Annotated in this window: 23 protein-coding genes and 1 tRNA gene; 11 read left to right on the top strand and 13 right to left on the bottom strand. The window is 72.1% G+C overall.

Features of this window, described 5'->3' with window-relative positions; translation table 11 throughout:
• The first annotated feature begins 92 nt into the window (after positions 1 to 92).
• Positions 93 to 3,980 carry a hypothetical protein gene (locus AB0C28_RS38025; protein ID WP_358080332.1) on the top strand — a complete coding sequence of 1,296 codons (3,888 nt, stop codon included), beginning with the start codon at positions 93 to 95 and terminating at the stop codon, positions 3,978 to 3,980.
• Positions 3,981 to 4,104: 124 nt separating this feature from the next.
• Here AB0C28_RS38025 and AB0C28_RS38020 read toward each other — a convergent pair whose 3' ends face one another.
• The 4 genes from AB0C28_RS38020 to AB0C28_RS38005 form a co-directional block, all read right to left on the bottom strand.
• Positions 4,105 to 6,102: a protein kinase gene (locus tag AB0C28_RS38020; protein WP_358080331.1), complete on the bottom strand. Its 1,998-nt coding sequence runs from the start codon at positions 6,100 to 6,102 to the stop codon at positions 4,105 to 4,107.
• 73 nt (positions 6,103 to 6,175) lie between these two features.
• On the bottom strand, positions 6,176 to 7,177 hold the full coding sequence (locus tag AB0C28_RS38015) for a hydroxyacid dehydrogenase (RefSeq protein WP_358080330.1): 1,002 nt from the start codon (positions 7,175 to 7,177) through the stop codon (positions 6,176 to 6,178).
• 164 nt (positions 7,178 to 7,341) lie between these two features.
• The gene (locus AB0C28_RS38010) at positions 7,342 to 7,830 is read right to left on the bottom strand and encodes a hypothetical protein (RefSeq protein ID WP_357848273.1); all 489 of its coding nucleotides are present in this window, start codon (positions 7,828 to 7,830) and stop codon (positions 7,342 to 7,344) included.
• A 139-nt stretch (positions 7,831 to 7,969) separates the two neighbouring features.
• Positions 7,970 to 8,299 (bottom strand): AAA family ATPase, encoded by a 330-nt coding sequence (locus tag AB0C28_RS38005; RefSeq protein WP_358080329.1) that lies wholly within the window; start codon positions 8,297 to 8,299, stop codon positions 7,970 to 7,972.
• A 315-nt stretch (positions 8,300 to 8,614) separates the two neighbouring features.
• On the opposite strand from AB0C28_RS38005, the gene AB0C28_RS38000 reads away from it, so the two are divergent.
• The 5 genes from AB0C28_RS38000 to AB0C28_RS37980 all read left to right on the top strand — a co-directional run bounded on the left by AB0C28_RS38000 (position 8,615) and on the right by AB0C28_RS37980 (position 13,630).
• Complete coding sequence (locus AB0C28_RS38000) at positions 8,615 to 9,715, top strand: winged helix DNA-binding domain-containing protein (protein WP_358080328.1); 1,101 nt, start codon at positions 8,615 to 8,617, stop codon at positions 9,713 to 9,715.
• A gap of 60 nt (positions 9,716 to 9,775) precedes the next feature.
• Positions 9,776 to 10,531: an IclR family transcriptional regulator gene (locus AB0C28_RS37995; protein ID WP_358080327.1), complete on the top strand. Its 756-nt coding sequence runs from the start codon at positions 9,776 to 9,778 to the stop codon at positions 10,529 to 10,531.
• Positions 10,528 to 11,472 carry a sugar kinase gene (locus AB0C28_RS37990; protein ID WP_358080326.1) on the top strand — a complete coding sequence of 315 codons (945 nt, stop codon included), beginning with the start codon at positions 10,528 to 10,530 and terminating at the stop codon, positions 11,470 to 11,472. The genes AB0C28_RS37995 and AB0C28_RS37990 overlap by 4 nt, the downstream gene beginning before the upstream one ends.
• A gap of 57 nt (positions 11,473 to 11,529) precedes the next feature.
• Positions 11,530 to 11,904, top strand: coding sequence for a BlaI/MecI/CopY family transcriptional regulator (locus AB0C28_RS37985; RefSeq protein WP_106248898.1), 375 nt, complete (start codon positions 11,530 to 11,532; stop codon positions 11,902 to 11,904).
• A gap of 73 nt (positions 11,905 to 11,977) precedes the next feature.
• Positions 11,978 to 13,630, top strand: a complete 1,653-nt coding sequence (locus AB0C28_RS37980) for a catalase (RefSeq protein ID WP_357848283.1) — start codon at positions 11,978 to 11,980, stop codon at positions 13,628 to 13,630.
• Between the two features lie 80 nt (positions 13,631 to 13,710).
• On the opposite strand, the gene AB0C28_RS37975 is transcribed toward AB0C28_RS37980, so the two are convergent.
• From AB0C28_RS37975 to AB0C28_RS37955, 5 genes are read right to left on the bottom strand one after another with little or no spacing between them, the layout of a single operon-like run.
• Entirely contained in the window at positions 13,711 to 14,643 is a 933-nt protein-coding gene (locus AB0C28_RS37975) for a dihydrodipicolinate synthase family protein (protein WP_358080325.1), read from the bottom strand.
• On the bottom strand, positions 14,640 to 15,629 hold the full coding sequence (locus AB0C28_RS37970; protein ID WP_358080324.1) for an ABC transporter ATP-binding protein: 990 nt from the start codon (positions 15,627 to 15,629) through the stop codon (positions 14,640 to 14,642). The genes AB0C28_RS37975 and AB0C28_RS37970 overlap by 4 nt, the downstream gene beginning before the upstream one ends.
• A complete protein-coding gene (locus AB0C28_RS37965; RefSeq protein WP_357848289.1) occupies positions 15,622 to 17,568 on the bottom strand; it encodes a dipeptide/oligopeptide/nickel ABC transporter permease/ATP-binding protein in 1,947 nt (648 codons plus the stop codon). The genes AB0C28_RS37970 and AB0C28_RS37965 overlap by 8 nt, the downstream gene beginning before the upstream one ends.
• Positions 17,565 to 18,524: an ABC transporter permease gene (locus AB0C28_RS37960; RefSeq protein ID WP_357848291.1), complete on the bottom strand. Its 960-nt coding sequence runs from the start codon at positions 18,522 to 18,524 to the stop codon at positions 17,565 to 17,567. Before AB0C28_RS37960 ends, AB0C28_RS37965 begins: the two co-directional genes overlap by 4 nt.
• Complete coding sequence (locus tag AB0C28_RS37955; protein ID WP_357848293.1) at positions 18,521 to 20,128, bottom strand: ABC transporter substrate-binding protein; 1,608 nt, start codon at positions 20,126 to 20,128, stop codon at positions 18,521 to 18,523. Before AB0C28_RS37955 ends, AB0C28_RS37960 begins: the two co-directional genes overlap by 4 nt.
• 139 nt (positions 20,129 to 20,267) lie before the next feature.
• Here AB0C28_RS37955 and AB0C28_RS37950 point away from each other — a divergent pair, with 139 nt between their 5' ends.
• Positions 20,268 to 20,978 carry an FCD domain-containing protein gene (locus AB0C28_RS37950; protein WP_357848295.1) on the top strand — a complete coding sequence of 237 codons (711 nt, stop codon included), beginning with the start codon at positions 20,268 to 20,270 and terminating at the stop codon, positions 20,976 to 20,978.
• 22 nt (positions 20,979 to 21,000) lie between these two features.
• Here AB0C28_RS37950 and AB0C28_RS37945 read toward each other — a convergent pair whose 3' ends face one another.
• Entirely contained in the window at positions 21,001 to 21,582 is a 582-nt protein-coding gene (locus tag AB0C28_RS37945; protein WP_358080323.1) for an HD domain-containing protein, read from the bottom strand.
• Positions 21,583 to 21,632: 50 nt separating this feature from the next.
• Between AB0C28_RS37945 and AB0C28_RS37940 the strand changes: the two genes are divergently transcribed.
• The 3 genes from AB0C28_RS37940 (at position 21,633) to AB0C28_RS37930 (ending at position 23,479) form a co-directional block, all read left to right on the top strand.
• On the top strand, positions 21,633 to 22,487 hold the full coding sequence (locus AB0C28_RS37940; protein ID WP_358080322.1) for a DUF4429 domain-containing protein: 855 nt from the start codon (positions 21,633 to 21,635) through the stop codon (positions 22,485 to 22,487).
• A 151-nt stretch (positions 22,488 to 22,638) separates the two neighbouring features.
• Positions 22,639 to 23,070: a nucleoside deaminase gene (locus AB0C28_RS37935; RefSeq protein ID WP_358080321.1), complete on the top strand. Its 432-nt coding sequence runs from the start codon at positions 22,639 to 22,641 to the stop codon at positions 23,068 to 23,070.
• A 76-nt stretch (positions 23,071 to 23,146) separates the two neighbouring features.
• Positions 23,147 to 23,479 (top strand): hypothetical protein, encoded by a 333-nt coding sequence (locus AB0C28_RS37930; protein ID WP_346106110.1) that lies wholly within the window; start codon positions 23,147 to 23,149, stop codon positions 23,477 to 23,479.
• 62 nt (positions 23,480 to 23,541) lie between these two features.
• On the opposite strand, the gene AB0C28_RS37925 is transcribed toward AB0C28_RS37930, so the two are convergent.
• From AB0C28_RS37925 to AB0C28_RS37915, 3 genes are all read right to left on the bottom strand, one after another.
• Positions 23,542 to 23,615, bottom strand: a tRNA-Lys gene (locus AB0C28_RS37925).
• Positions 23,616 to 23,692: 77 nt separating this feature from the next.
• The gene (locus AB0C28_RS37920; protein WP_357848303.1) at positions 23,693 to 24,619 is read right to left on the bottom strand and encodes a nucleoside hydrolase; all 927 of its coding nucleotides are present in this window, start codon (positions 24,617 to 24,619) and stop codon (positions 23,693 to 23,695) included.
• A gap of 250 nt (positions 24,620 to 24,869) precedes the next feature.
• Positions 24,870 to 25,262, bottom strand: coding sequence for an OsmC family protein (locus AB0C28_RS37915; protein WP_357848305.1), 393 nt, complete (start codon positions 25,260 to 25,262; stop codon positions 24,870 to 24,872).
• Positions 25,263 to 25,313: 51 nt separating this feature from the next.
• Between AB0C28_RS37915 and AB0C28_RS37910 the strand changes: the two genes are divergently transcribed.
• Positions 25,314 to 26,027 carry a hypothetical protein gene (locus AB0C28_RS37910; RefSeq protein ID WP_358080320.1) on the top strand — a complete coding sequence of 238 codons (714 nt, stop codon included), beginning with the start codon at positions 25,314 to 25,316 and terminating at the stop codon, positions 26,025 to 26,027.
• Positions 26,028 to 26,054: the final 27 nt, after the last annotated feature.

Genomic DNA, 26,054 nt, shown 5'->3' with positions numbered 1-26,054 from the left:
GGGTCCCCCGAGGCGCGCGGGGGACCTGTGGCGTCTTTCAGGGCAACCAAAGGGCCATGTCGTGCATCTAAGCATCAGTGACGATGCGCTTGGTGCCCGGTGATCCCGAGAGGCTCGGCGGCTTCTGGCCGGCGGCCAGGCTCGGCGCGGGCAAGCGCGGTGTCGTCTACGACGCCTACGACGACGAGGGCCGCCGTTACGCGGTCACCGTGCCGAGGGGCGAGGTCGGTCACCGGTTCGAGAAGGTGACCTGCCGCCAGCTGGCGCAGGTGGTGGCCGTCGGGTCCGACGGAGGCGTCCCCTACGTGGTCAGTCAGTTCGTCAGCGGGCCCGACCTGCGTGAGGCGGTCGGGCTGCACGGTCCCTACTGCGGTGACGAGCTCGTCGCGCTGGCCGCCGCCCTGGCCGCCGCGCTGCGAGCCCTGCACGAGGCCGGGCTGACGCACTCCGGGCTCAACCCGGAGGCCGTGCTGCTGGCCGCCGACGGGCCCCGGGTGATCGAGCTGGGCCTGCCCGCGGGCGACCCGGCGGGCGACACGTGCACGTACCTCGCTCCCGAGGTCCTGACCGGGCAGCCGGCCGAGGCGGCGGCCGACGTGTTCGCGTGGGGCGCGGTGGTGCTGTTCGCGGCCACCGGCCGCGACCCCTTCCAGGGGGAGAGCCTCGGCGGCATCATGCACCGGCTGCTGACCGTCGACCCCGACCTGAGCTGCCTGCCCGACACCCTGCGCGAGCTGGTGGGGCGGGCGCTGTCGAAGAACTGCGCCGACCGGCCGGCGGCGGCCGAGCTGCTCATCGACAGCGAGACCGAGCTGCGCCCGCCCGAGACGTGGGCCCCGACCCGGTCGCTCGGCGAGGTGGCCGAGGAGGTCTACCTCTCGCTCACCCCGAGGCAGCAGGAGGAGGTGCCCGGCCTGCTGCTGCGCCTGCTCGACGGCGACGACCCGCACGACGAGGGCGAGGTGCTCGCCCCGCTCATGGAGGCCGGCCTGCTGGTGCGGCGCAGCGTCCGGGTGCCGCCCGCCGAGACGTCCGTGGGCAAGCTCGTGGCCGTCAGCGACAACCGGGTGGCCGCCGCCAGCGCCGCCCTCTACCGGGCCTGGCCCCGCTTGCGCGGGTGGGTCGCCGACGAGCGCGATGGCATGCCGTCCCACCGGCGCATCCGCGAGGCCGCCAGGACCTGGTCCGAGCACCGCCGCGACACCAGCCACCTCTTTCGCGGCCATGAGCTCGACTCCGCGCTCGGCTGGGCCGCGACCAAGCGCCGCCACGTACGGCTCAACCAGCTCGAACGCGACTTCATCAACGACAGCGTGGCCCTGTCCAAGCAGCGCAGGAAGTTCATGGTGCCCGCGCTGGCCACGGTCGCGGCCGTGCTGGCCGTCGCGGTGACGATGAGCGTCCTGTCCGTGCACGGCCAGAACGACCTGCGCGAACGCCTCATCGAGGCCGACGCCAGGGCCGTGGCCGCCAGGGCGGAGACCCTGCGTGACTCCGACCCGCGCACCGCGATGCGGCTCAGTGTGGCCGCGTGGCGGCTGGCGCCGGTGTTCGAGGCGCGGGCGGCGCTGCAGGCCTCGCTCGTGCAGCCGGAGCTGGGGGTGTTCACCGACCCCGGGGCCGACGCGCGGGCGCGGTACCTGCTGCGGGAGGACGAGCTCGTGCGCTGGGACGCCGACGCCGTCACCGTCTGGGACGTGGGCGGCGGGCGGCGGACGGCCACGTACGTGCTGCCGCCGGGAAGCACCGCGCTGAGCGACGACGGCCGCTACGCGGAGGGGCCCGGCGGGCGGCCCTTCGACGTCGCGACCGGTCAGGCGCCGGCGGGCGACGCCGTGTACGCGATCAGCCGGGGCAACCGGACGGTCGTCCGGCGGGGCGGCCGGGTGCTGTTCGACGTGAGCGACAAGAAGGTGGCGCTGTCCCCCGACCGGTCCAGGGCGGCCGTGTCCGGGGTGACGGGGCGGGTGGAGCTGTGGGACCTCGCGCCCCGGCGGGTCAGGACGGGCATCGTGACCGTCCAGCCGCTCACCGGCGTGGACGCCGGGGCGCCTGCTCTCGCCTTCAGTCCCGACGGGGGGACGCTGGCGGTGGCGGGGCGTGACGGGGTCACGCTGGTGGAGGACGAACAGACCCGCACCGCCCGCTCGACCCCCGCCCAGCCCCTCAACGCCCAGGCCCCACCCCAGTCCTCCCCCACCGGCCCGACGGGCGGCGAGGCCGGCCACCCCGGCACCCTCGCGGCCCCACCCACCAGCCCTCCCGCGGACCAGGCCCCGCCCACCGGCCCCCTGGAAGCGCAGGCCGGACGTCCCGGCGCCCTCGCGGCCCCGCCGACCGACCCTGTGGGGGCGCAGGCGGCGCCCTCTGGGACCCTCGCGGCCCCACCCACCGGACCCCTTGAGGCGCCGGGCGTTCTCGCGGCCCCATCCCCTGCGGGAGTGGAGGCGGCGCCCTCTGGGGCTTTGGCCGCGCGGGGTGTGCCGAGTGGGGTTTCCGGGCCGGCGTTGCGGGCGCTTCCGGCTCCGGAGCCTGCGGCCACGCTCAAAGCCGTCACGCCGTCGGCCCTGCCTGAGCGTGACGCCGGAGGTCAGCCGGCCGCGCCCAAGACCGATGCCGGGGGTCAGCCGGCCGCGCCTGAGATCGACGGCGGGGCTCAGCCGGCTGTGCCGAAGGCCGATACCGGAGGTCGGCCGGCCGCGCCTGAGATCGACGCGGGAGGGTCGTCGGCCGCGCCTGAGCCCGATGCCCGGGCCTCGTCGGGTGTGCGGGAGCAGGACCTCGGTGAGGGGCCGGTGAAGGAGCGTGGCTGGGGGGTCGAGATCGTGGACGGGCTGGAGACGCCTCCTGGCGCCCTGGCCGGCCCGCTCGTCTTCAGCCCCGACGGCCGCCTCCTCGCCCTCCCCGGCGACGGCGAGGTACGCGTCTGGAACGTGGCCGAACGCCGCTTGGCGGGCGCGTACCCGCTCAAAGACCCCGGCCACGGCCTGACGTTCTCCAAGGACGGACGGACCCTGCGCTACCTCAGCGGCACCGGCTCGGTCGTCTCGCTCGACGTCTCCGGCCTGCCGATGCCCGCCCAGGACGGCCACGTCGCCGCCTTCTCCGGCAACGGCCGCGTCGCCGCCAAGGAGGTCGGGGACACGATCGAGCTCACCGACACCGAGGCGCGCAGGACGCTGGGCCGGATCGCCGCCGCCGGCGACCTGGCGTTCGACGCGAGCGGCCGGCTGCTGGCCGTCGCGGGCGACCCGGTGACCGTGTGGGAGGTGACCGGGGGCAGGCAGGTGGCCGCGATCAACGCCGGCGGCGACGTACCGGCCGTGGCGCTCTCCCCCGACGGCGGCACGCTGGCCACCGCCCGCGGCAGCACCCTGGAGACGTGGGACGTGCGCCAGGGGCGCCGGATCAAGACGTACGAGAGCGCGGGTGACCTGGCTCTGGCCTTCAGCCCCGACGGCAGGACGCTGGCCGCCGGTGACAGCCTGCTCGACCTGCGTACCGGCCGGATCACCCCGCTCAGCCTGGCCGCCGAGGCCGGTGGGGGCGCCGCCGCGACCGCGCTGGCCTTCTCGCCCGGCGGCGACAGGCTGGCGTTCGGGCTGGAGGGCGGCAGGGTGCTGCTGTGGGACGTACGCGAACGCCGGCCGCTCGGCACGATCGAGACCGGCACCACCCCCGTGGACGAACTGCGCTTCTCCCCCAAGGGCGACCTGCTGGCCATCGACGGCGCCCGCACCTCGCTCTGGGACACGAAGACGCTGCGCGAGGTCGGCCAGGTGGGATCGTGGGCGTCAGGGCTCGCCTTCAGCCAGGACGGCAGGCGGCTGCGCGGCGTGGCGCTCGACGGCACCGTACACGAGATCGCGGTCGATCCCGCCCTGACGGCGAGCGAGGTGTGCGCCCGGGCGGGCGGGGCGTTGAGCAGGCAGGAATGGGCCCGGCTGATCCCCGAGAGCGGCTACCAGGACGTCTGCTGACGGCGATACCGGTACCGGCGACCCGATCCCCCGCCGACCGGCCACGCCTGGCGACCCGACCTCCGCCGGCGGCCGGCCGCGCCGGTGACCAGGACCTCTACCGGCCGCACGCCGTCCGGTCGTCCTAGTCGCCGACGAGCCTGAGGACCTTGCCCTGGGGGTCGGCCACCAGGTAGCCGCCGCGGCCGTAGTCGTCGGAGGCGTAGACGAGCAGCACCTGCTTGGTCGCGGTGAACACGTAGTTCGGGTCCACGATGACGTAGACCGTCGTGGGGTTGGAGGCGCCGAGGTCCTTCTTCGCCCGTTTGATGAGGTTGGGGAGGGCGTTCCAGTTGTACTTGGACAGGTCGGTCGTGCCGGTGCGCACCTGGCCGCCCTTGCGCGGCTCCGAGACGGCGCCGTCGCGGTAGTCGTAGCTGTCGTACAGGTCGGAGTCCCGTTTGAGCGGGGCGTCCACGGAGGCGTACGTCGGGTAGACGACCATCTTGACGACCTTGGTGCCGCCGATGGCCGGCTTGAGCTTGGCGATCATGGCGCGCATGCCGGCGGGGGTCAGCAGGTTCTCCTCGACGGTCTCCTCGGAGGGGTCGCCCGTCTGGTCACCTGTCTGGTCATCCGTCGTGTCGCCCGTCGTGTCGTCTGTTGTGGTGACTCGCGGGGTTCGGCCGGTTTTCGGGGCGTCCGACGCCGACAGGCGGTCGGTCTGGGGACGGCCGTCGCCGCCGAGGTCGCCGATGGCCGGAAGTAACCGCCAACCCACCACGCCCACCACGACGACCACCGAGACGATCACCGCGACCAGCGCCGTCCCGCCGCGACGGGGGCGGCGTCTGTTCATGGTGTCGGCGTGCGAGACCGGCGCCTTGCCCCACGGGCCTCCGTGCCCTGGCGGCACGGTGTGCCCGGCCTGGGGCGGCACGGTGTTCCCCGCCTGGGGCGGCCCGGCGTACGCACCCGGCCCCGCCCCTGGTGCCCCCGGCCCGGAAGGCCCTGACCCATACGGCCCCGACCCGGGCGGAATCGGCCCGCCGGCGTTCCCACCGGGTGGGAAGACCGCCGCGCCCCACCCGGGCCCACCGGACTGGGCACCAGCGCCGTGGGGACCGGTGCCGTGGTGGCCGGCACCGTGAGGGCCGGAGCCCTGGGAGCCGGCGCGGTGAGGACCGGAGCCGTGGGAACCGAAGTCGTGTGGAGCGGGCGGCTGAGAGCCCGGCCCTTGAGGGGCGTAAGCCTGCGGACCCGACGACTGAGGGCCGGGAGCATGGGGGGCGTAGGGGTGGGGCGGCGGGGGTGTGTGGCCTGATTCGGCCGCGGCCAGCATCCGGTCCAGGGTCTCGGCGTCCGGTCGCACCGCCGTGTCCCGGGTGAGCAGGGCCGCGAGCACCGGCCCGAGCGGCCCCGCCCGCTCAGCCGGCGGCACGTCGGCGTTGAGCACCGCCGCCAGCGTCGCCAGGGTGGTGCTCCGGCGCAGCGGATGCCGTCCCTCCACCGCCACGTACAGCATCATGCCCAGCGACCACAGGTCGGAGGCCGGGTCGCCTTCCACGCCGTTGATCCGCTCGGGCGCCATGTACTCGGGCGAGCCGATGAACGACCCCGTGGCCGTCAGGCTGGTGGACTCGCGTACGGCGGCGATGCCGAAGTCGGTCAGCACCGAGCGCCCGTCCTCGCGCAGCAGCACGTTGGCGGGCTTGACGTCGCGGTGCTGGATGCCGACGGCGTGGGCCGCCCGCAGCGCGGACAGGACCTCGCGTCCCAGCTTGGCGACCTGCTCGGGCGGCATGGCGCCGTGCTGGATCCGGTCCTGGAGCGAGCCGCCGGGGACGAGCTCCATGACGATCCACGGGTAGTCGTGCTCACCCGGGTCCACGATGTGGTGGATGGTGGCCACATGCGGGTGGTTGAGCCGGGCCAGCGCGCGGGCCTCGCGCAGCACCCGGGCGCGCAGGTCGCGGGCGCCGGCCGGGTCCTGCTCGTCCATCGACGGGTCGGGCGGGCGCACCTCTTTGAGCGCGACCTCGCGGTGCAGGGCCACGTCCCAGGCCCGCCACACCAGGCCCATGCCCCCGCCGCCGAGCCGCTCCACGAGTTCGAAACGGCCGTCGATCACGCGCTTGTGCATGCGCAGCAGCGTAGGGCCGCGCCGACTCCGTCGCCATCGGGGGCGGCCGGCCGGCTCGGCTGTCAGGGGCCGGTCAAGCGCTGGTGGCGAGTTCCGCGGCGGCCACGCCGTGCTCGAAGGGCAGCCCCTTGGCGTACCTGACCAGCTCGTCCACGGCCAGGTCGGCGATGCGGGCCAGCTCGCCGCCGAGTGAGCCGGCGATGTGCGGGGTGAGCAGCACGTTGGGCAGGTCGTAGAGGGGCGAGTCAGGCGGCAGCGGGTCCGGCTCTGTGACGTCGATCACGGCGTACAGGCGGCCGGAGGTGAGCTCGGCGGTGAGCGCCTCGGTGTCCACGAGCGCGCCGCGCGCCGTGTTGATCAGCGTGGCTCCGTCGCGCATGCGGGCCAGCCGGGCGGCGTCGACGAGGTGCTCGGTCTCGGGCAGCGCGGGCGCGTGCACGCTGATCACGTCGCACCGTTCGAACAGCTCGTCCAGGCCGACGTGCGGGACGCCCAGGTCCTCGGTCAGGTACGGGTCCGCGACCAGCACGTCCAGGTCGAACGGCCGGAGCAGCTCGATCACCCGGCGCCCGATCCTGGAGGCGCCGATGATCCCGATCGTGCGCCGGTAGTTGCCGATGCCGCTGGACAGTCCGTACACGTCGAGTTGGGCGCGTTTGTCCCGGTAGAGCGCGGCCAGCTCCAGCACCCGCTTGTTGGCGAAGAGGATGGAGGCCAGCGTGTACTCGGCGACGGGCTCGGCGTTGGCCGCCGCCGCGGAGGAGACGAGCAGGCCGCGTTCCCAGCATGCCGGGGTGACGTGGTGCTTGACGGAGCCGGCCGCGTGCACGATCGCCTTGAGCCGGGGCGCGGCGGCCAGCACCTCGGCGGTGATCGGCGGGCAGTACCAGCTGGTGTAGAGCACCTCGGCCTCGGCCAGCGCGGCCGCCACGGCGGGGTCGGCGAAGTCCGTGGCCACCTGGTCGGGGTCCACGTCGGCGACGGCGATCAGGCGGTCGCGTACCGGGCCGGTGACGAGCCGTCCGGCGATCTGCCGGCTCATGGCGAGCAGGGTCTTGGGCCGGTATTCGGTCATTTCGCTCCCCCGGGCGCGCAAAAGGTCAAAACGATCATAACGAAGGCGGTGCAACCGGCTCGCCCGCCCCTGTGCGCGGCCGGCTCGCGTGTGCGCGTGTGCCTCCGGCTCGCCGTGCGGTTCGCGTGCACCCGTGCGTCTCCGGCTCGCCGTGACGACGGGGGCTACTCGCCTATGTCGCTCAGCCGGCCGATGAGGGACCGGGCCTCCCCGTCCGGTTCCTCACCCGCCGACCGGACCCACCCGCCTGATTCCAGACCCGCCGACCGCGCCGGTCCGGCTGGTTCGCCGCCCATGGCCTCCGAGCCGTCCCGCGCGGCGGCCACGGGCCCAGCTCCGGCCTGCCCGGCGAGGCCCAATGCTTCCCCGGCGGGGTCGGTCAAGGCGGGGCCGGTCAAGGCGGCGAAGCGGACCAAGTCGCCGCCGCCCGTCTCTGTGCGGCGTGAGCCGTCCCTTGGCAGGGTGTGGCCGGTCCAGCGGGCGATGTCCTCGCCGCAGCCGCGGGTCAGGGCCGCCAGCGCCTGCCGGGCCGCGACGGCCGGTCCCAGCCACGGGTCCTCGCCCGCGTACGACCAGGCCTGGTCGAGCAGGCGGACCGACTCCCGCACCCGCCCCGCCACCAGCGCCACCGACCCCACAACGTAGGCACGCACCCCGGGATCGCCCCGGGCGTCAGCCGGCCGGCCAGCTCCTCCGCGTCGCCGGGCCGGCCGGCGGCCAGCAGTGCCTCCACGGCCTCGGCGATCAGGCGGTCGCGTTCGGGGCCCTCCTCGGTGAGCTGCACCGCCCTGGTCAGGCAGCCGCACGCGCTCGGTACTTCAGCGCCTGCAGCGAGAGCAGGTCCGCCCAGTCGGCCCCGTCGACGGCGAGCACCACGGGAGCCCGGTGGTGGAGCCGGCCCAGCAGCTCCAGCAGCGCGGCCCCGGCCACCAGCGGATCGGGCACCCGCCGCTCCAGCGCGGTCTTGCCGATCCCGGCCGGCCCCTCCAGCACGACGAGGCCCGACCGGCCCTCGCAGGCGTGGCCGAGCTGCGCGTGCAGCACCGACAGTTCCCTGTCGCGGCAGACGAAGTGCTCGTCCCTGGAGCGATCTGATCCGCTGCGAAGGGCATGCGCGGCCATGCGGGCTCACCCCCTCGCCGAGGCTCCAGGGCACGTTCATCGTCTGCCCTGGTCCGGCGGCCGTCCAGGGCCGGGTTGACCCGCGTCAGGCTTTCGGTCATCGGACGACAGCCGCGGAGTCTTCCGGCAGGGCACATGCACGCGAGCCTCAGCTCACCGAGACACCGAGGGACCCCCGAAACGGCACGGAACGGAAGAGCGAAACCTCGGTGACACGCGTACCATCAGGCGGTAGAGGCCACATGCCGGCATCCGCCGGCGCCGCGGGGGCTATTGCGGCCCGGGACCGGCCGCAATAGCCCCTACCTTGGTCACATGGATCCCCTCATCAGCCGCCGGGCGCTCAACCGGGCCACTCTCGACAGGCAGCTCCTGCTGCGGCGCACCGGCCAGTCCGTGATCGAGGTCGTCGAACACCTGGGCGGGCTCCAGGCGCAGACCCCGCACACCTGGTACACCGGCCTGTGGACCCGCATCGAGGGCTTCGCCGCCTCCGACGCCGCCGACCTGCTGGCCTCGCGCGCCCTGGTGCGCATCGCGCTGCAGCGTTCCACCATCCACCTGGTCTCGGCCCGCGACTGCCTGGCCATGCGGCCGCTGCTGCAGCAGGTCACCGAGCGCGGGACGCGCACGACGTTCGGCAAGCGGCTGGCCGGGGTGGATCTCGGCGAGCTGGAGGCGGTCGGGCGGGCGCTGCTGGAGGAGCGGCCGATGACCTTCGCCGAGCTGGGCCGGGCGCTGAACGAGCGCTGGCTTGAGCACGACCCCCACGCGCTGGGCCAGGGGGTGCGCTGGCTGGTGCCCCTCGTGCAGGTGCCGCCGCGCGGCCTGTGGGGCAGGAGCGGGCCGGTCGCCCACACGAGCGCGGAGTCGTGGCTGGGCTTCGAGCAGCCCCCGATGACGCCGGCCGAGCTGGTGCGGCGCTACCTGGCCGCGTTCGGGCCCGCGTCGGTGCAGGACGTGCAGACGTGGTCGGGGCTGACCCGGCTGGCCGAGGTGGTCGAGCCGCTCGACCTGCTCAGGTTCAGGGACGAGAGCGGCAGGACCCTGTACGACCTCCCCGACGCCCCACGCCCCGACGCGGACGTGCCCGCGCCGCCCCGCCTCATGTACGACTTCGACAACCTGTTCCTCTCCCACGCCGACCGGTCGCGGGTCATCACCGAGACCGGCCTGGCCGCGTTCCAGGGCTTCATGGGCACCAACGTGATGCCCAGAATGATCCTGGTGGACGGCGTCACGGCCGGGGACTGGACGCTCACCCGGGCCAAGGGTGTCTCCACCCTCGGTCTGCACCTGTGGGAGCCGGTCAAGGAGCTGGACGCGGTCGAGGAGGAGGGCCGGCGACTGCTCGCGTTCCTGGCCCCTGGCGACACGCACGAGATCGCGGTCTCCGACGGCCCCTCAAGACCCTGAGCTGTTGTGCACTGCACAACGACGTGTTGCAAACCGCGATCCGCCGGTATGTTGGGGCACGTGCCAGAACGCAACCAGTCCGCCTCGCTCAGACGCGCCCTGGCCGTGCTGGAGCACGTGCGCGAGCATCCGGGCGTCTCGCTCACGCAACTCGCCGAGGCCGTGGGCCTGTCCAAGAGCACGGTACTGCGCCTGTCCGCGCCGCTGGTCGAGGCCAGGCTGCTCGAACGCGACCGCGAGACGGGCGCCTACCGCCTGGGCCACGGCACGCTCAGCCTCGGCCAGTCCTACCTGGCCACGCTCGACCTGCGCTCCGTCGCGGCCGAGGAGTCGCACCGGCTGATGACCGAGGTGCGCGAGACCGTCCACCTGGTGGTCCACGACCCGCCGCACGTCGTCTACATCGACAAGGTGGAAAACGCGGCCAGCGTCCGCATGGCCTCGCGCATCGGCAGCCGCAGTCCCCTCCACTGCACCGGGGTCGGCAAGGCCATCCTGGCCTGGCTGCCCGAGGAGACCGTGGCCGGCCTGACCCTCGAACCGCGCACGAAACACACGATCACCGACGCCGAGCGGCTGCGCGCGGACCTGGCGCACATCAGGCGGCGCGGTTACGCGGTCGACGACCGCGAGAACGAACCCGAGGTGCGGTGCGTGGCCGCGCCGATCTTCAACCACGACGACGCCGTGACCGCAGCCATCTCCGTCTCCGGCCTCACCTCGCGGATCACCGCCGCGCGGGTGCGCGAGCTGGGGCCGCTGGTGGCCGGCGCGGCGGCGCGCATCTCCAGAAAGCTAGGTAGTCAGAACCGATGACCGAGCTGGTGACCTTCGGCGAGACCATGGCGCTGTTCGCCGCCAGGCGCACGGGGCCGCTGCGCTTCGCCCGCGACTTCGACCTGGGTCTGGGCGGCGCCGAGTCCAACGTGGCGATCGGCGTGGCCCGCCTCGGGCACGGCGCGACGTGGGTGGGCCGGGTGGGCGCCGACGAGTTCGGCGACCTCATCAGGGCGACGCTGGCCGGCGAGGGCGTGGACGTGCGCGCCATCCCCGACCCCGGCGCGCCCACCGGCCTGATGATCAAGGGCAGGCGCACGGCCGACCTCATCGACGTGCGCTACTACCGCAAGGGCAGCGCCGGCTCGCGGCTGTGCGCCGCCGACCTCAACGCCGAGCTGATCAGGTCCGCCCGGGTGCTGCACGTCTCCGCCATCACCCCCGCGCTCTCGGACTCCGCGCGTGATGCCGTACGCCACGCGATCGGCGAGGCCAGGGCCGCGGGCGTACTGGTCTCGCTCGACGTCAACTATCGCAAGGCGCTGTGGACGCCCGAGGAGGCCGGGGCCTGGCTGCGCGAGGCGATCGGGAGCGTGGACGTGCTGTTCGCCACCGAGGCGGAGGGCCGGCTCATCGCCGACGTCGAAGGGGCCGAAGAGCTGGCCAAGGCGCTGGCGGGGATGGGGCCGCGGCACGTGCTGATCAAGTTCGGCGCCGAGGGGGCCATGGAGCTGTCCGGCGGCGTCGTACGGCGGGCGGAGCCGTACCGGGTGAGCGAGGTCGACTCGGTCGGGGCCGGCGACGCCTTCGCGGCCGGCTGGCTGGCGGACTGGCTGGCGGGGGCCGAGCCCGAGCGGCGGCTCAGCACGGCGTGCGCGGCGGGGGCGTTCGCGGTCACCTCGCAGGGCGACTGGGAGAGCCTGCCCCGCCGTGCCGACCTCGACCTCCTGCGCCGCCCCGCCGACGGCGTCAACCGCTGACCGCCCCGAGCGGGCGGTGCACCGGTTGTGCGGGGCGGCAACCCGTAGCATGTGTGCATGAAGCGGCCGCTGGGAGAGCTCGAGTCCACGATCATGGACAGGATGTGGTCCTACCGCAGGCCCGCCTCCGTCCGTGACGTGCTCGAAGACCTCCGTACGGAGCGCGAGATCGCCTACACCACGGTCATGACCGTGATGGACAAGCTCCACACCAAGGGCCTGCTCAAGCGCGAGCCGGTCGGCCGGGCCTACGTCTACGAGCCGATCGCCACCAAGGAGGCCTACACCGCGGAGCTGATGCGCCACGCGCTGGCCGGCAGCGGCAACCAGGCCGCCACCCTGGTCCACTTCCTCGAACGCCTCACCCCCGAGGAGGCCACCGCGCTGGAGGCCGCCCTCCAGGTCGTCCCGCCGGGCAGCCGCCGCGGATAGCGGATCTTTGCCCGTTTCCGTTCCGGCCTTGAGGGCAGGCGGGGAAAACCTCGTCCGGGGGAAGGGAAACGCGATGACAGACGTCTCTGGCCAGGGCTCGCCGCCCGACGACCAGCGTGAGGTGCTCACCAACAGGCAGGGGCACCCGGTCTACGACAACCAGAACCAGCGCACGATCGGCCCGCGCGGCCCGGCCACGCTGGAGAACTACCAGTTCCTGGAGAAGATCAGCCACTTCGACCGGGAACGCATCCCCGAGCGCGTGGTGCACGCGAGGGGCGCGCTCAGCTACGGCTACTTCGAGGCGTACGGCAAGCTCGGCGACGAGCCGATCGCCCGCTACACGCGCGCCAAGCTGTTCCAGGAGGCGGGCAAGCGCACCGACGTCGCCCTGCGCTTCTCCACGGTGATCGGCGGGCGCGACTCGGCAGAGACGGCCCGCGACCCGCGCGGCTTCGCGATCAAGTTCTACACCGAGGACGGCAACTGGGACCTCGTCGGCAACAACCTGGCGGTCTTCTTCATCAGGGACGCCATCAAGTTCCCCGACGTCATCCACTCGCTCAAGCCCGACCCCGTCACCTTCAGGCAGGATCCGAACCGGATCTTCGACTTCATGTCGCAGACGCCCGAGTGCATGCACATGCTGGTCAACCTGTTCAGCCCGCGCGGCATCCCCGCCGACTACCGGCACATGCAGGGCTTCGGCGTGAACACCTACCGGTGGGTCAACGCCCAGGGTGAGACGCACCTGGTGAAGTACCACTGGATGCCCAAGCAGGGCGTGCGCAGCATGACCGCGGCCGACGCCGCCGCCGTGCAGGCGGAGGACCTGGGTCACGCCACCAAGGACCTGTACGAGGCCATCGAGCGCGGCGACTACCCCGAGTGGGAGCTGCTGGTGCAGGTCATGAGCGACGACGAGCACCCCGAGCTGGACTTCGACCCGCTCGACGACACCAAGACCTGGCCGGAGAACGACTTCCCCGCGCTACCGGTCGGCCGTCTGGTGCTCAACCGCAATGTGCAGAACCAGTTCGCCGAGAACGAGCAGGCGTCGTTCGGCACCGGCGTGCTCGTGGACGGGCTCGACTTCTCCGACGACAAGATGCTGGTCGGGCGGACGTTCTCCTACAGCGACACGCAGCGCCACCGGGTCGGCCCCAACTACCTGCAGCTCCCGGTCAACCAGACGAAGGCGACCTGCCGGACCAACCAGCGCGACGGCCAGATGACGTACTTCGTCGACTCGGGCGGCGAGAGCCCGCACATCAACTACGAGCCCTCGCTGCGCGACGGCCTGCGCGAGGCGCACTATCCGCATCCGGACGAGGTCGGCCCGCAGATCAGCGGGCGGCTCACCCGTAAGCGGATCCCGCGCACCAACGACTACAAGCAGGCCGGCCAGCGCTATCTGCTGATGCAGGAGTGGGAGCGCGACGATCTGGTGCTCAACTTCGTCACGGCGCTCAAGCAGTGCGACCGAGCCGTCCAGGAGCGCATGGTCTGGCACTTCCTGCTGGTCGAGGACGACCTGGGGCTGCGCGTGGGCGAGGGTCTCGGCATCACGCCCGACGACCTGGCCGGCCTGGAGCCGCTGCGGGGCCAGGATCTCACCGACGAGGACCGCGACCGCCTGGCCAAGCTGGGCAGGAACGGCCCCCGTGACGTCGAGGGCCTGAAGATGACGCACTGCGTGCCGAACGAGCGGGCCGCCCGCGCCTGACCCGCCGGCCTGATCCGCCGCTCCGACCTGCTGCTCTGACCCGCCGCCCCGGCACGTCCGCCGGCGCGGCGTCAGAGCGGTCAGAGCAGGCCCGCGCCCGCCAGCAGCTTGCCGATCCGCCCGATCTCGTCCTCGTTCAGCGGGGTCTGCGGCAGCGCGGTGACCGGGCAGTCGATGACGCCGCGCAGGTGCAGCGCGGCCTTGAACGCGCCCAGCCCCGACGAGCTGCCGCCCATGCGGGCGCCACCGACGTGCACGATGCCGAACAGCCTGGCCAGGCGCTCCTGCTCCGCCCTGGCCGCCTGCCAGTCGCCGCGCGAGGCGCTGCGGTACAGCTCGGCGTAGCCGTGCGGGTCCACGTTCCCGAGCCCGGGTACGACGCCGTCGGCGCCCATCCACAGCGCGGAGTCGACGGTCACCTCGGACCCGGTGAGGACGCTGAAGGGCGGCCGGCGCCCCAGGATGACCGCGCGCAGCCCGCCGTCGTCGCCGCTGGAGTCCTTCACCCCGGCCAGTACGCCTTCCGCGGCCAGTTCGAGCAGCAGGTCGGCGCTCAGCTTGGTGTGCACGGACACCGGCAGGTCGTAGGCGTAGAGCGGCAGCCCGGTCCGCGCGGCGATGGTCCTAAAGTGGGTGCGGATCTCGTCGGGATGCGTACGCGTGTAGAACGGCGCGGTCGCCACCAGCCCGGCCGCCCCCGCCTCGATCGCGACCCTGGCGTGCTCCAGGACGCGCGGCGTGGTCATGTCGATCACCCCGGCCAGCACCGGCACCTGCCCGGCGACGTGCCCGATCACGGTGTCCAGCACTGTGCGCCGCTGCGTGTCGGTCAGGTACGCCACCTCCGACGAGGACCCCAGCACGAACAGCGCGTCCACCCCGCCCCCGACCAGATGATCGACCAGCCGGACCATCGAGGCGATGTCCACCTCGTAATCGGGGGTCATGGGGGTGCAGACCGGGGGGATGACTCCGGCCAGTGCGGCGGATCGGGCGGCGGCAGAGGTCGTCATGCATGCTCCTGGATCAGTTCGAGGTCGGTGGCGCCGGCCGCCACCGGGTGATGGCAGTGGAAGAGGTGCTCGTCCTGGACCCGCGCGGCCGGCCATTCGGCCGCGCAGACGTCGTCCGCCCGCCAGCACCGCGTACGGAACGGGCACCCGCTGGGCGGCCTGGTGGCCGAGGGCACGGCGCCCACCAGCGGGATCGGGTTGATCGGCGAGATCAGGCCCGGCGTGGCCGAGAACAGCGCCCGCGTGTAGGGGTGGCGCGCGCCCAGCGGGACCGCGGTGGCGGGGGTCTGCTCGACGATGCGGCCCAGGTACATGGTCACGACCCGGTCGCTCATCCTGCGTACGGTCTGGATGTCGTGCGAGACGAACACCAGGGCCAGGCCGAGCCGTTCCTTCAGGTCGAGCAGCAGGTTGAGGATCTGCGCGCGGACGGACACGTCGAGGGCGCTGGTCGGCTCGTCGGCCACGACCAGCTCGGGTTCGAGCGCCAGCGCCCTGGCCACGGCCACCCGCTGCCGCTGGCCGCCGGACAGCTGGCTCGGCAGCGCGTCGGCCGCGTTCGCCGGCAGGCCGACCAGGTCGAGCAGCTCGCGCACGCGGGCGTCGCGCTGGGCGGGGGTGCCGCGCCCGTGCACGTTGAGCGGGTCGCGCAGCACCTGACGGATCGGCAGCCGCCGGTTGAGCGCCGTGGACGGATCCTGGAAGATCATTCCCACACTGGACCCGATCAGTGCCCGCCGCTCGGACTCCTTCATCCCCCACAGCTCACGGCCGCGGAAGGTGACGCTGCCCGAGACCGGCCGCTGCAGCCCGACCAGCACCTTGGCCAGCGTGGACTTGCCGCAGCCCGACTCCCCCACGATCCCGACCGTCTCGCCGGCGCCGACCGTGAGGCTGGCGCCGGTCAGCGCGTGCACGCGGTCGCGCGAGAACAGCCCGCCCGAACGGGCCTTGTGCACGACGTGCACGTCCTTCAGCTCAAGCATGCTGCTCACTCCTCACCAGCTCCTGCGCCGGATGGTGACAGGCGACACGATGCGTCTCGTCCCCGTCCAGCACCGGGCTCTCGGTACGGCACACGTCGGTGGCCATCGGGCACCGGTCGGCGAACCGGCAGCCGGGCGGGAAGTCGGCCGGCGCCGGCACCACGCCGCGGATCTGGGTCAGCCGCTCGGCCCCCGACTCCAGCGACAGCACCGAGCCGAGCAGGCCGCGGGCGTAGTGGTGGGCGGGCGCCCCGACCAGGGCGGCGGTGACGCCGGTCTCGACGATCTGGCCGCCGTACATGACCACGACCCGGTCGGTCACGTCGGCGACCAGCGCGAGGTCGTGGGAGACCAGGATCAGCGCGAAGCCCAGCTCCTCCCGCAGCTTCAGCAGCAGCTCGATGACCTGTGCCTGGACGGTGACGTCGAGCGCGGTGGTGGGCTCGTCGGCGACGATCAGCTTGGGGTCGCGCGAGAGCGCCATCGCGATCAGCACCCGCTGCCGCTGCCCGCCGGACAGCTCGTGCGGGTAGGAGGTCAGGGTGCGGCGGGCGTCGAGGCCGACGAGTTCGAGCAGCTCGGCGGGGGTGCGCCGGCCGCCGCGCCGGGTGAGCTGCTTGAGCTGGGCCTTGATGGTCATGGCCGGGTTGAGCGAGGAGAGGGCGTCCTGGTAGATCATCGCCATCTCGTGCCCGAGCAGCCGGCGGCGGGCCCGTTTCGACTCCGCCAGCAGCTCGCGCCCGTCGAAGCGGATCTGGCCGCTGACGCGGGCGTCGCGGGGCTGCAGGCCCATCACGGTCAGCGCGGTCAGCGTCTTGCCGCAGCCCGACTCGCCGACCAGGCCGAGCACCTCCCCCGGGCGTACCTCGAAGCCGATGCCGTCCACGATGTCGACGCCTTCCGCGAACCCGATCCGCAGCCGTTCGACGGTGAGGATCGGCGGGCCCTGCGGCAGCGGGCGGGCCCGCTCGGCGAGCCTGCGCGCGGCCTCGGCCAGTCCCGGCAGTTCGACGACCTCGCCGGAGCCGGGGGTGGCCCGCTCGAAGGCGTCGTCCTTGCGGGCGACCGGCTTGCGCGCGGCCGGGGCGGCCCAGGCGTCGGAGATGCCCTCGGACAGGATGTTGAGCGCGAGCACGGTGACGAGGATCAGCAGGCCGGGGAAGACCGTGGCCCACCAGCCGCCGAGCAGCACCATGTTCTTGCCGTCGGCGATGACGCTGCCCCATGAGGGGTTCGGCGGGCGTACGCCGGCGCCGATGAACGACAGCGACGCCTCGAACACGATCGCGTCGGCCACCATGACCGTGCAGAACACCAGCACCGGCGCGGCGCAGTTGATCGCGACGTGCCTGATGAGGATGTGCGGAGTGCGGGCGCCGATGATGCGCTCGGCGGCGACGTAGTCCTCGCCGTACTGGGCGATCACGTTGGCCCGCACGACCCTGGCCACGGACGGCATGTAAAGGAAAGCCATGGCCATGACCAGCACCGGGATGCTGCCGCCGAACACCGCCACGAGCACGGCCGCGAGGGCGATGCCGGGGAAGGCCATGACGACGTCGAGCAGGCGCATGACGGTCTCGTCCACGGCCCGGCGCGAGGTGGCCGCGACCGCGCCCACGATCGCGCCGGCGACCAGGGCGAGCCCGGTGGCGCCGAGGCCGATGATGAGCGACCAGCGGGCGCCGTACAGGAGCCTGGACAGGATGTCGCGGTTGGCGCTGTCGAGCCCCATCCAGTGCTGGGCGGAGGGGCCGCCGCCGGCGGCCTCCTGGAAGTACGGCGAGTGCGGCGCGATCCACGGCGCCAGCAGCGCCGCCAGCACGACCACGGCGACGATGCCGACCGCCACCCACGACAGCGGCTTGAGCCGGCGGAAGCCGACGCCCGGCCTGGACAGGCGCTCGGCCAGCCCCCCTCGCAGCTGGAACCGGTTCATGTGGCGCTCCTGAGGCGGGGGTTGACCAGCAGATACAGGACGTCGACGACCAGGTTGACGACCATGAAGCCGATCGCGATGGTCAGCACCACGCCCTGGACCACCGCCGGGTCACCGTCGCGGACCGCGTTGATCATGAGCTGGCCCATGCCGGGCAGCCCGTAGATCGTCTCGATCACCACGGTGCCGCCGATCAGGTAGCCGATGCGCAGGCCGAGCACGGTCAGCGGGTTGATCAGGGCGTTGCGCAGCACGTTCCGGCCGACGACCACGATCATCGGCAGCCCGCTGCCGATCGCGGTGCGGACGTAGTCGCGATCCAGCTCCTCCACCATCGACGTGCGGATGACGCGGATGAGCTGGGCGGCGATCGGCAGCGACAGTGACAGGGCGGGCAGCGTCATCGACTGCAGCCACCCGGTCACCGAGTCGGCCGGGTTGATGTACCCGCCGGTCGGGAAGAGCCCCTCACCGACGGCCAGCCACTGGATCATCAGCAGCGCCAGCCAGAACGCCGGCGCCGCCACCCCGATCAGCGACACCACCCGGATCACCTGGTCGGGCCAGCGGTCGCGGAACAGCGCCCCCGTCACGCCGAACGCCAGCGACAGCACCACGGCCACCACCAGCCCGAGCAGCGTGAGCTGCAGGGTCAGCGGCAGCGCGGTCATGACCGACTCGATGACCGGCTTCTTCGTCAGCACGCTGGTGCCCAGGTCGCCCTGCGCCAGGTCGGCGACGAAGCGCACGTAACGGACGGGCAGCGGGTCCAGCAGGCCGTTCTCCAGCTGGAACTGGTGGATCTGCTCGGGGGTCGGGTTCGCGCCCTGGAAGTAGGCGTACTCCGGCTTGCTGCTGGAGAAGCGCATGACGATGAACACGAACGCGATCACGCCGAGCACCAGCGGGATCAGGATGAGGAGCCGCCGCAGCAGCATCCGGGCGACGAGTGTCATGTCCTCTTGGCCTGCAGCAGGGTGATGCCGGGGTACGGCTGGGCGCGGACGCCGGACAGCTTCTTCGGGTCGTAGGCGGTCATCAGCTCGTTGTGCACGACCGGGTAGAGGATGGCCTGCTCAGCCACGAAGTCCAGATATTTGTGGATCAGCTCGGTTCGCTGGGCCTTGTCCGTCTCCTTGCCGGCCTCGTCCATCATCGCGAACAGCTTCTCGGCGTCCTTGGTGCCGTCCCAGTGGGCGTACTTCATCCACAGGCCGCCGGGCACGTAGTTGTAGTGCAGGATCAGGTCGGCGTCCATGCCGAACTGGTTGGGGTTGGAGGCCGCGGCGACGGCCTGGTAGTCCTGCATCTGGTCCATCTTCGTGAACAGCGCGGCCGTGTCCTGCGGCTCCAGCGTGGTCTTGACGCCGACGGCCTCCCAGGAGGCGGCGATCGTGGGCAGGCAGTCCACGATCCAGCTCACGTTCACCGCCATCAGGTTGATCGTCAGGTCGGTGACCCCCGCCTCCTTCAGCAGCGCCTTGGCCTTATCCGGGTCGTAGTCGTAGACGACCGAGGCGCGCTTGTGGTCGGGGTGGCCCTCGTTGAGGAAGGAGCTGGAGGCCGTGCCGTGGCCCTTGAGCGCCACGTCGATCATCTTCTGCTTGTCGATGGCGTAGTGCAGGGCCTGGCGCACCCGAATGTCGTCGAACGGTTTGGTCGCGGTGTTGAACATCAGGAACATGTGGTTCATGCCCTTGCCGCCCTCGACCGTCAGGCCCTGCTGCTTGAGCTGGTCGACGTTGGCGTACGGGATGTTGTCGGCGATCTGCGCCTCGGCCGAGCCGCCGGAGATCTTGGCCACGCGGGCGGCGGCGTCCACGATCGTCAGCCAGTTCATCTTCTTGACCGTGGCCGGGCGCGGCCCGTTGTAGCCGTCGAACGCCTCGAACGCGGTGTTGGACTTCGGGTTGTGCGCCGCCAGCTTGTACGGCCCCGACCCCACCGCCTTGCCGCCCTTGGCCTGGTCCCAGGCGCCCGGCCGGCCGAACACGTGCTTCGGCATGATCTTGGCGATGGTCAGCCGCGGCGCCGCGTCCGGGAAGGCGAACTTGAACACCAGCTCCACGTTCTTGTCGTCCACCTTCTTCACCTCCTTCAGCCAGGTCCTGAAGAAGTTGCCGATGAGCACGTTCGCCTCGGGGTCGAGGACCCGCTCGAACGTGAAGACGACGTCGTCGGCGGTGACGGGCTGCCCGTCGTGCCACTTGGCGCCGTCCCTGAGGGTGAACGTCCAGGTGGTCGCGTTCAGGTCAGACGGCAGCGCGGTGGCCAGCGCCGGGTACGGCTCGCGCGTGATCGGGTCGGTGTCGAGCAGGCCCTCGTAGATGTGGTTGATCCCCGCCATGGCGAAGGCCGAGGCCGTCTGGGTCGGGTCCCAGCTCTGGTCGTTGCCGTACCCGATGACGGCGGTGATGAGGTCCTTGTCGGATCCGGCGCCGACCGACCCGGTCGAGGCCGGGCCTCCTGAACAGGCGGAGAGCGTGGCCGCGATGAACGCCGCCGCCCCGCTGGCCCCGCTGTAACGCAGGAAGTCGCGGCGGCTGAACTCAGAGCTCACGGATGCCTCCAAGGGGGACGAATGTAGAACGTGGGACATCCCATGTCCTATGTTTTGCGTAAGGTGGACGCTAAACGCCGCACCTGCGTCAGGTCAACGGAAGATTTCCGGATTGTTACCTACGATGAAAGGAACCTTCATGACCACAGTCCCGCGCCCGGCGCGTCCCAGCCGCGCCGTCGAGGCCCAGGAGGGCGTCAAGGATCTCATCGTGCGGCGCGGGCTGATCGCGGGCGACCCCCTGCCCACCGAGTCGGAGCTCATGGAGGAGCTCCACGTCAGCCGCAACTCGATCAGGGAGGCGCTGAAGGCCCTCCAGGCGGTGGGCATCGTGGACATCCGCCACGGTTTCGGGATGTTCGTCGGCCGGATGTCCCTCACGGGCCTGGTGGACGAGCTGACCTTCCACAGCCGCATCACCCTCCAGAACGGCGCCAACCACCTGGCCCACCTGATCGACATCCGCGAGATCCTGGAGAGCGGCCTCGTGGTGCGGCTGATCGAGCTCGGCCCCGACGCCGACCTGACGCCGGTCGCCGAGGTCATGGCCAGGATGGAGAGCGAGGCGCAGGCCGGCCTGGTCTCCCCCGAGACCGACCGGCTCTTCCACGACCTGCTCTACCGCCCGCTGGGCAACCCCCTCGTCACCACGCTGCTGGGCGCGTTCTGGGACGTCTACTACCAGCTCCGCGACGCCTTAGGAGCGCCGGACGAGCCCCCGGCCGACGTGGCCAGGCGGCACGGCGACATCTACACCGCCGTACTCGCGGGCGACCGCGATGCCGCCCGGGCCGCCGTGGAGGCGCACTTCCTGGGCGTACGCAACCGCGCGGCCCGGATCGAGGGGTGACCACGAGGCTCCCCACCAGTGCTCAGGCGGGCCAGCGCTCCACTCGCCGCCACCGCCCCCGCCACTCGCTGAACCACTTCGCGTACCACGGATGCGCGCCCGCCAGCGGCATGACGTACGCGACCGTCTCCATGTAGTAGCGCCGCTGGAACCGCCACGACATCCGCTGCAGCTCCTGCACGTTGCTCACCCGATCCGACAGCTTGACCAGCACGGCCCCCTGCGGCGCCCGGACCAGCGAGGCGAGATAGTCGGCCTTCGCCCCGCCGCGGGGCCTGGTCACCCACCGCACGAGCGCCGCCACCTCAAGCCCGAACCTCCGCGCGATCTCCGCCTCGGTGCAGGACGTGTCCTCCAGCACGTCGTGCAGCACGATCGCGACCAGCACGTCCCGGTCGACCAGCCCGGCGCCCGACACCGCCACCTCCAGAGCCTCCAGCAGATGCTCCAGGTACGGGCGCCCGGTGGGCCGCTGCTGCACCCCGTGCCGGCGCCCGGCGAACGTGACCGCCTCGCACAGGTCCCGCACCGTGGGCTCGGGCAGCGCCGCGCTCAGGGGGCCCTCCGCGTGCGCCCAGGACGGCCAGCTCGTGAAGATCTCCATCAGGCTCCTTCGTCTGCGATCGTGCCGCGAGCGTGTCCTAGGCTGAGAATATGGCCGAGATCGCCGTCCCCGACGGGTCATGGACGTTCGACGGGCAGCTGCTGCGCATCGTCCCCGGCAGCGGCAAGGAGATCGACGAGCTGCGCAGGACCCTCGGCGAGGTGAGCGTGCCGCTGGAGGCCGTCGCCGCCGTGACGTTCGAGCCGGCCCGCAAGGGCGGCCACCTGCGGTTGCGGCTGCGCAAGGGCGCCGACGCGCTGTCCGACGTCGTCGCCGGCACGCTCACGCCGCCCGCCGACCCCTACCGGCTGGCCGTGCCGAAGAACCGCGTCGGGGCCGCCGAATACTTCGCCGACGAGATCCGCGACACCCTGCTCATCGAGCAGACGCCCGGCGGCCCCTGCGACCGCTACCTCTTACGCGTCCCCGACGTGCCCATCTCCGCCACGGCCGGAGACGGCACGGCGCTCTTCGACGGCGAGCGGGTGCGGCTGGAGTGGACCGGATGGGCCGCGTCCGAGAAGGAGAAGGCGGGGCCGCGCGAATACCCGCTGGCCGAGCTGACCGGCGTGGAGTGGAAGCCGCAGAGCGGCATGAGCTACGGCACGCTGCGCTTCCGGGTCAAGGGCGAGGGCCCGGTGCAGCAGCCGCAGAAGGATCTGCGGTGTGTGTCGTGGGGCATCCAGCGCTTCGGCGGCTCGACCGCGCTGGTCGCCGCCGCCGTGCTGGCCCGGCTGCCGCGCGAGGCGCCCGAGCCGCCCGCGCCGCCGGTCGCCGACGACGTCCACGACGCGGTCCTGCGCCGGCTGACCGAGCTCGGCCGGCTGCACCAGTCCGGGGTGCTGACGGACGAGGAGTTCACGACGGCCAAACAAGCCATGATCCGCCGCCTCCAGGAGTCCTGACCCGCCTCCAGGAGTCCTGACCCGCCCGCACGGGCCATGATCCGCCGCCCCAGGAGTCCTGACCCGCACGTTGTGGGCCTCTCGTGGCAGTCTGGTCCCCTCACGGGCAGAACCGTGAGACCCGGATCCACCCCGAGGAGCGAACGACACCGTGACCCACGACGAGGAGAAGCTGCTGCGCCGCGCGATCGAACTGGCCGCGCAGGCCAGGGCCGGCGGCAACCCGCCGTTCGGCTCGCTGCTGGCCGGCCCCGACGGCGCCGTACTGGCCGAGGAGCGCAACAGCTCGCTCACCGACCGCGACATCACCGCCCACCCCGAGCTGAAACTGGCCCGCTGGGCCGCCCGCGAGCTCACCCCTGAGGTGGCGGCGGCCACCACGATGTTCACCAGCTGCCAGCCCTGCGGCATGTGCGCGGGCGCCATCGCCCGCTCAGGTCTCGGCCGCGTGGTCTACGCGCTGTCCGGTGAGCAGCTCGACGGCCTCAAGCCGCCCGGCACCGGCTTCACCGACGCCCCGGCCGAGGGCCCGGCCCTGTACGACGAGGCCCGCATCCCGGTCGAGGGTTACTACAGCGAATAATCGATTTCCCCCTGGCGACTCTCCGCGTACGATCGGCAACGGAAAGTGATCGTCGATCTCTGGTCCAGGAGGGGCAATGTCCAAGGGAATGCGCATCACGGCGGCCGTGGCCGGGTCCGTCGCACTGCTGTCGGCGGGGCTCACCGCACCCGCCACAGCGGCGGCGGCCACGGTGCTGCACTGCGACACCTTCGTCCACCACAACGACAACTACGTCGGCATCGCGATGTGCTCCAACCCCACCGGCCAGACCTGGAGGTTCCGGGCCGTCGTCACCTGCGGCTGGGCGCCGGACGTCGTCGGCGAGTGGGTGACGCTGCGGCCACGTGACTCGGGGCAGTCGCAGGGCGCCTGCGGCCGCCTCGGCACCGGCGTCGGGGCCGTCGGCGTCGACGAGCGCCTCGTCTGAAGCGGCGGGAACGACAACGGGCACTGTCCAGAAATTGGACAGTGCCCGGTGGCGATGATGGGTGCGCCGCCAGGGACTCGAACCCCGGACCCGCTGATTAAGAGTCAGCTGCTCTGACCAACTGAGCTAGCGGCGCAACAAGGGAAACTCTATCAGCCGCCAGACAGTGCCCGCACCGCGTCAGCCCGATCGCTCGGCTCGCGCGAACGAGCGTCAGCCCAGGCGCACCGCCAGCTTCTCGTACGCCCCCACCACCAGGTCCCAGAACGCCGGCACGTCCACGGCGGTCGCCACCAGCGCGTTGGCCGTCCGGTCCCCGACCTTGAAGTCGGTCACGGTCATGCCCCTGGTGAACTGCCCGGCGGTCTCCACGTTCACCACCGCAGGCACGCACGTGAACAGGGACGGATCGACCACGTACGCCACCGCGCACGCGTCGTGGACGGCCGGCCCGCTCACCTCGGTGACCACCCCGTAGGACTGCGCCGCGGGCACGAGCAGCTCGGACAGCCGGCCGAGCGGCCGCATGCGGTCCAGCACGGCCGAGGTCACCGCCGCCGTCAGCGTCACGTCGAGCCCCAGCATGGTGACCGTCCACCCGGCCTCGAACACGATCGCGGCGGCCTCGGGGTCGGCCAGCATGTTGAACTCGGCCGCCGGGTTGTGGTTGCCACGGGTGTAGGAGCCGCCCATGATCACCAGGTCGCGGGCCCATTCGACGACGCGGGGCTCACGGCGTACGGCGAGGGCGAGGTTGGTCAGCGGGCCGACGGCCACCAGCGTGATCTCACCGGGGGCGGCTCGCAACGTCTCCACGAGGTAGTCGACCGCGTGCCCGTCAGCCGGGCCCCGCTCAGGAGCGGGCAGCACCACGTCGCCGAGCCCGGTGGCTCCGTGAACATGGGTGGCCCTGACCGTGTGCCGCAGCAGCGCGCCCGCGCTGCCCGGCGTCACCGGCACCTCGCCCAATCGCAGGAACTCGCGCAGCGCCAGCGCGTTCGCGGTGGTCAGCTCCAGGTCGACGTTGCCGCCCACCGTGGTCACACCGACGAGGTCGAGGGTGTCGGAGCAACCGGCCGCCAGGGCGAGGGCGAGCGCGTCATCGATGCCGGGGTCGCAGTCAATAACTATCTTCTTCACATAACCGGAGGATACGCATGGATCGGGCCGGGCAGTTCCCCCAAAGCTGCCCGGCCCGATCGGCGGCGGTCCAGGTCGGCGCTTTCCCCCAAAAGCACCGACGGGCCCGCACTCGCGAACCGCGGTCCCCCTCCGCGTCCGCTTCGGTGAAGGTCTCTGGGCCAGTCGCAGTGCTCCTGACCTGCTACAACGCTACCGAGACGAATGCAACGGTCGCGTCATAACGGGGTCGAATATCTGTTTAATCCGCCTACGGAAGCTCCAATCGAACCTCCGTGCCCTCTTCCAGCGACCTGCTCACCGTGCAGTACTTCTCGTGCACCCGCGCGGCCACCGCCCGGAACACCTCGTCGGCCTCCTCCGACGGCAGCTCGACGTCGTAGGTGACCGTGACCGGGCCCAGCCGGTTCGGCTCGACCTTCTCCGCGCCGACCGTCATGGCCAGCCGCACCAGCCGATGCCCTCGTTTGGCGGTCAGCGGCTCGACTGTCACGATGTTGCACCCGCCCACCGCCGCCAGCAGCAGCTCGACCGGGGTGAACACCCCTTCCTGGTCGCCGCCACCGATCGCCACCTCGGCGCCTCGGGCGTTCGTAGCCCGGAATCCGCCCTCTTCAGTCCGCTCGACACGCACGTTAGCCATGTTTCAGACCCTACTCAGAATGCTTTCATGTTCGTTCAGCAAGGTAAAAGCATGGCTAGCGAGGCGAATGCTCATCAGGGTCCGATCCTCTTCTGGTCCGGGGTCGCGGTCGCCGAGTTCGGCGCGATCCAGCCGGGTTTCGGCTATCCGCAGACTCCGGCCGCCTACGCGGCCGTGGCGCTCGTCGTGGCGCTCGGCTGGCTCAGCGTCAAAGCGGCCGACCTCCTGCGTACGGAGGAGGCCGGGCAGCGGCTGCGGCTCGGGAGCTACCTGGCGGGCGCGCTGCTGGTGGCACACCAGTTCAGCTCGACCGCCTCGATGAACAGCCCGCTCCGGGTGGGCGCGCTCGTGCTGTACACGCTGGCCGCCGTGATGGCCGTACGAAGCCACCGCGCCCCCGTCACCGGGCGGCCCGTCCTGCTGATCGCCACCGGGCTCGACCCGCGCGCGTTGCGTGAGCGCCTGGTCCCGCTGGCCGGGGCCACGTCGGACATCGTGGCGGTCTACCGCGCCGACCGCGCCACCGCCGAGCTGCGCGAGCTGGAGTCCCGCTTCGGTCTCATCCTCGTCGTGGGCGACGAGCATGATCCCGCGGTCAAGGAACGGGTGAGCGCCTCCGGGCTGCGCCGGCAGATCCCCGACATCGCCGAGCGCGAAGTGGTGGTGGCCGGGCCGCGGCAGTTCAATCGGTACGTGGCCGGGGCGTTGTCACGCCTGGCCATCCCGAAGTCACAGATTCATTTCGAAATCGGCCACCGGGTTTAGGCCCACCATACGGCCGGTCTGAGAGCG

This window comes from Nonomuraea sp. NPDC048892, from assembly GCF_040649735.1.
Taxonomy (GTDB): Bacteria; Actinomycetota; Actinomycetes; order Streptosporangiales; family Streptosporangiaceae; genus Nonomuraea; species Nonomuraea maheshkhaliensis.
This window is presented reverse-complemented; position numbering and strand designations above follow the sequence as displayed.

What these genes read in the sequence shown, in the direction of transcription:
- AB0C28_RS38020 (WP_358080331.1), bottom strand. Translation starts at nt 6,102, where the DNA reads ATGCACAAGCGCGTGATCGACGGCCGTTTCGAACTCGTGGAGCGGCTC.
- AB0C28_RS38015 (WP_358080330.1), bottom strand. Translation starts at nt 7,177, where the DNA reads ATGACCGAATACCGGCCCAAGACCCTGCTCGCCATGAGCCGGCAGATC.
- AB0C28_RS38005 (WP_358080329.1), bottom strand. Translation starts at nt 8,299, where the DNA reads ATGGCCGCGCATGCCCTTCGCAGCGGATCAGATCGCTCCAGGGACGAG.
- AB0C28_RS38000 (WP_358080328.1), top strand. Translation starts at nt 8,615, where the DNA reads ATGGATCCCCTCATCAGCCGCCGGGCGCTCAACCGGGCCACTCTCGAC.
- AB0C28_RS37990 (WP_358080326.1), top strand. Translation starts at nt 10,528, where the DNA reads ATGACCGAGCTGGTGACCTTCGGCGAGACCATGGCGCTGTTCGCCGCC.
- AB0C28_RS37985 (WP_106248898.1), top strand. Translation starts at nt 11,530, where the DNA reads ATGAAGCGGCCGCTGGGAGAGCTCGAGTCCACGATCATGGACAGGATG.
- AB0C28_RS37980 (WP_357848283.1), top strand. Translation starts at nt 11,978, where the DNA reads ATGACAGACGTCTCTGGCCAGGGCTCGCCGCCCGACGACCAGCGTGAG.
- AB0C28_RS37975 (WP_358080325.1), bottom strand. Translation starts at nt 14,643, where the DNA reads ATGACGACCTCTGCCGCCGCCCGATCCGCCGCACTGGCCGGAGTCATC.
- AB0C28_RS37970 (WP_358080324.1), bottom strand. Translation starts at nt 15,629, where the DNA reads ATGCTTGAGCTGAAGGACGTGCACGTCGTGCACAAGGCCCGTTCGGGC.
- AB0C28_RS37965 (WP_357848289.1), bottom strand. Translation starts at nt 17,568, where the DNA reads ATGAACCGGTTCCAGCTGCGAGGGGGGCTGGCCGAGCGCCTGTCCAGG.
- AB0C28_RS37960 (WP_357848291.1), bottom strand. Translation starts at nt 18,524, where the DNA reads ATGACACTCGTCGCCCGGATGCTGCTGCGGCGGCTCCTCATCCTGATC.
- AB0C28_RS37950 (WP_357848295.1), top strand. Translation starts at nt 20,268, where the DNA reads ATGACCACAGTCCCGCGCCCGGCGCGTCCCAGCCGCGCCGTCGAGGCC.
- AB0C28_RS37945 (WP_358080323.1), bottom strand. Translation starts at nt 21,582, where the DNA reads ATGGAGATCTTCACGAGCTGGCCGTCCTGGGCGCACGCGGAGGGCCCC.
- AB0C28_RS37940 (WP_358080322.1), top strand. Translation starts at nt 21,633, where the DNA reads ATGGCCGAGATCGCCGTCCCCGACGGGTCATGGACGTTCGACGGGCAG.
- AB0C28_RS37930 (WP_346106110.1), top strand. Translation starts at nt 23,147, where the DNA reads ATGTCCAAGGGAATGCGCATCACGGCGGCCGTGGCCGGGTCCGTCGCA.
- AB0C28_RS37915 (WP_357848305.1), bottom strand. Translation starts at nt 25,262, where the DNA reads ATGGCTAACGTGCGTGTCGAGCGGACTGAAGAGGGCGGATTCCGGGCT.
- AB0C28_RS37910 (WP_358080320.1), top strand. Translation starts at nt 25,314, where the DNA reads ATGGCTAGCGAGGCGAATGCTCATCAGGGTCCGATCCTCTTCTGGTCC.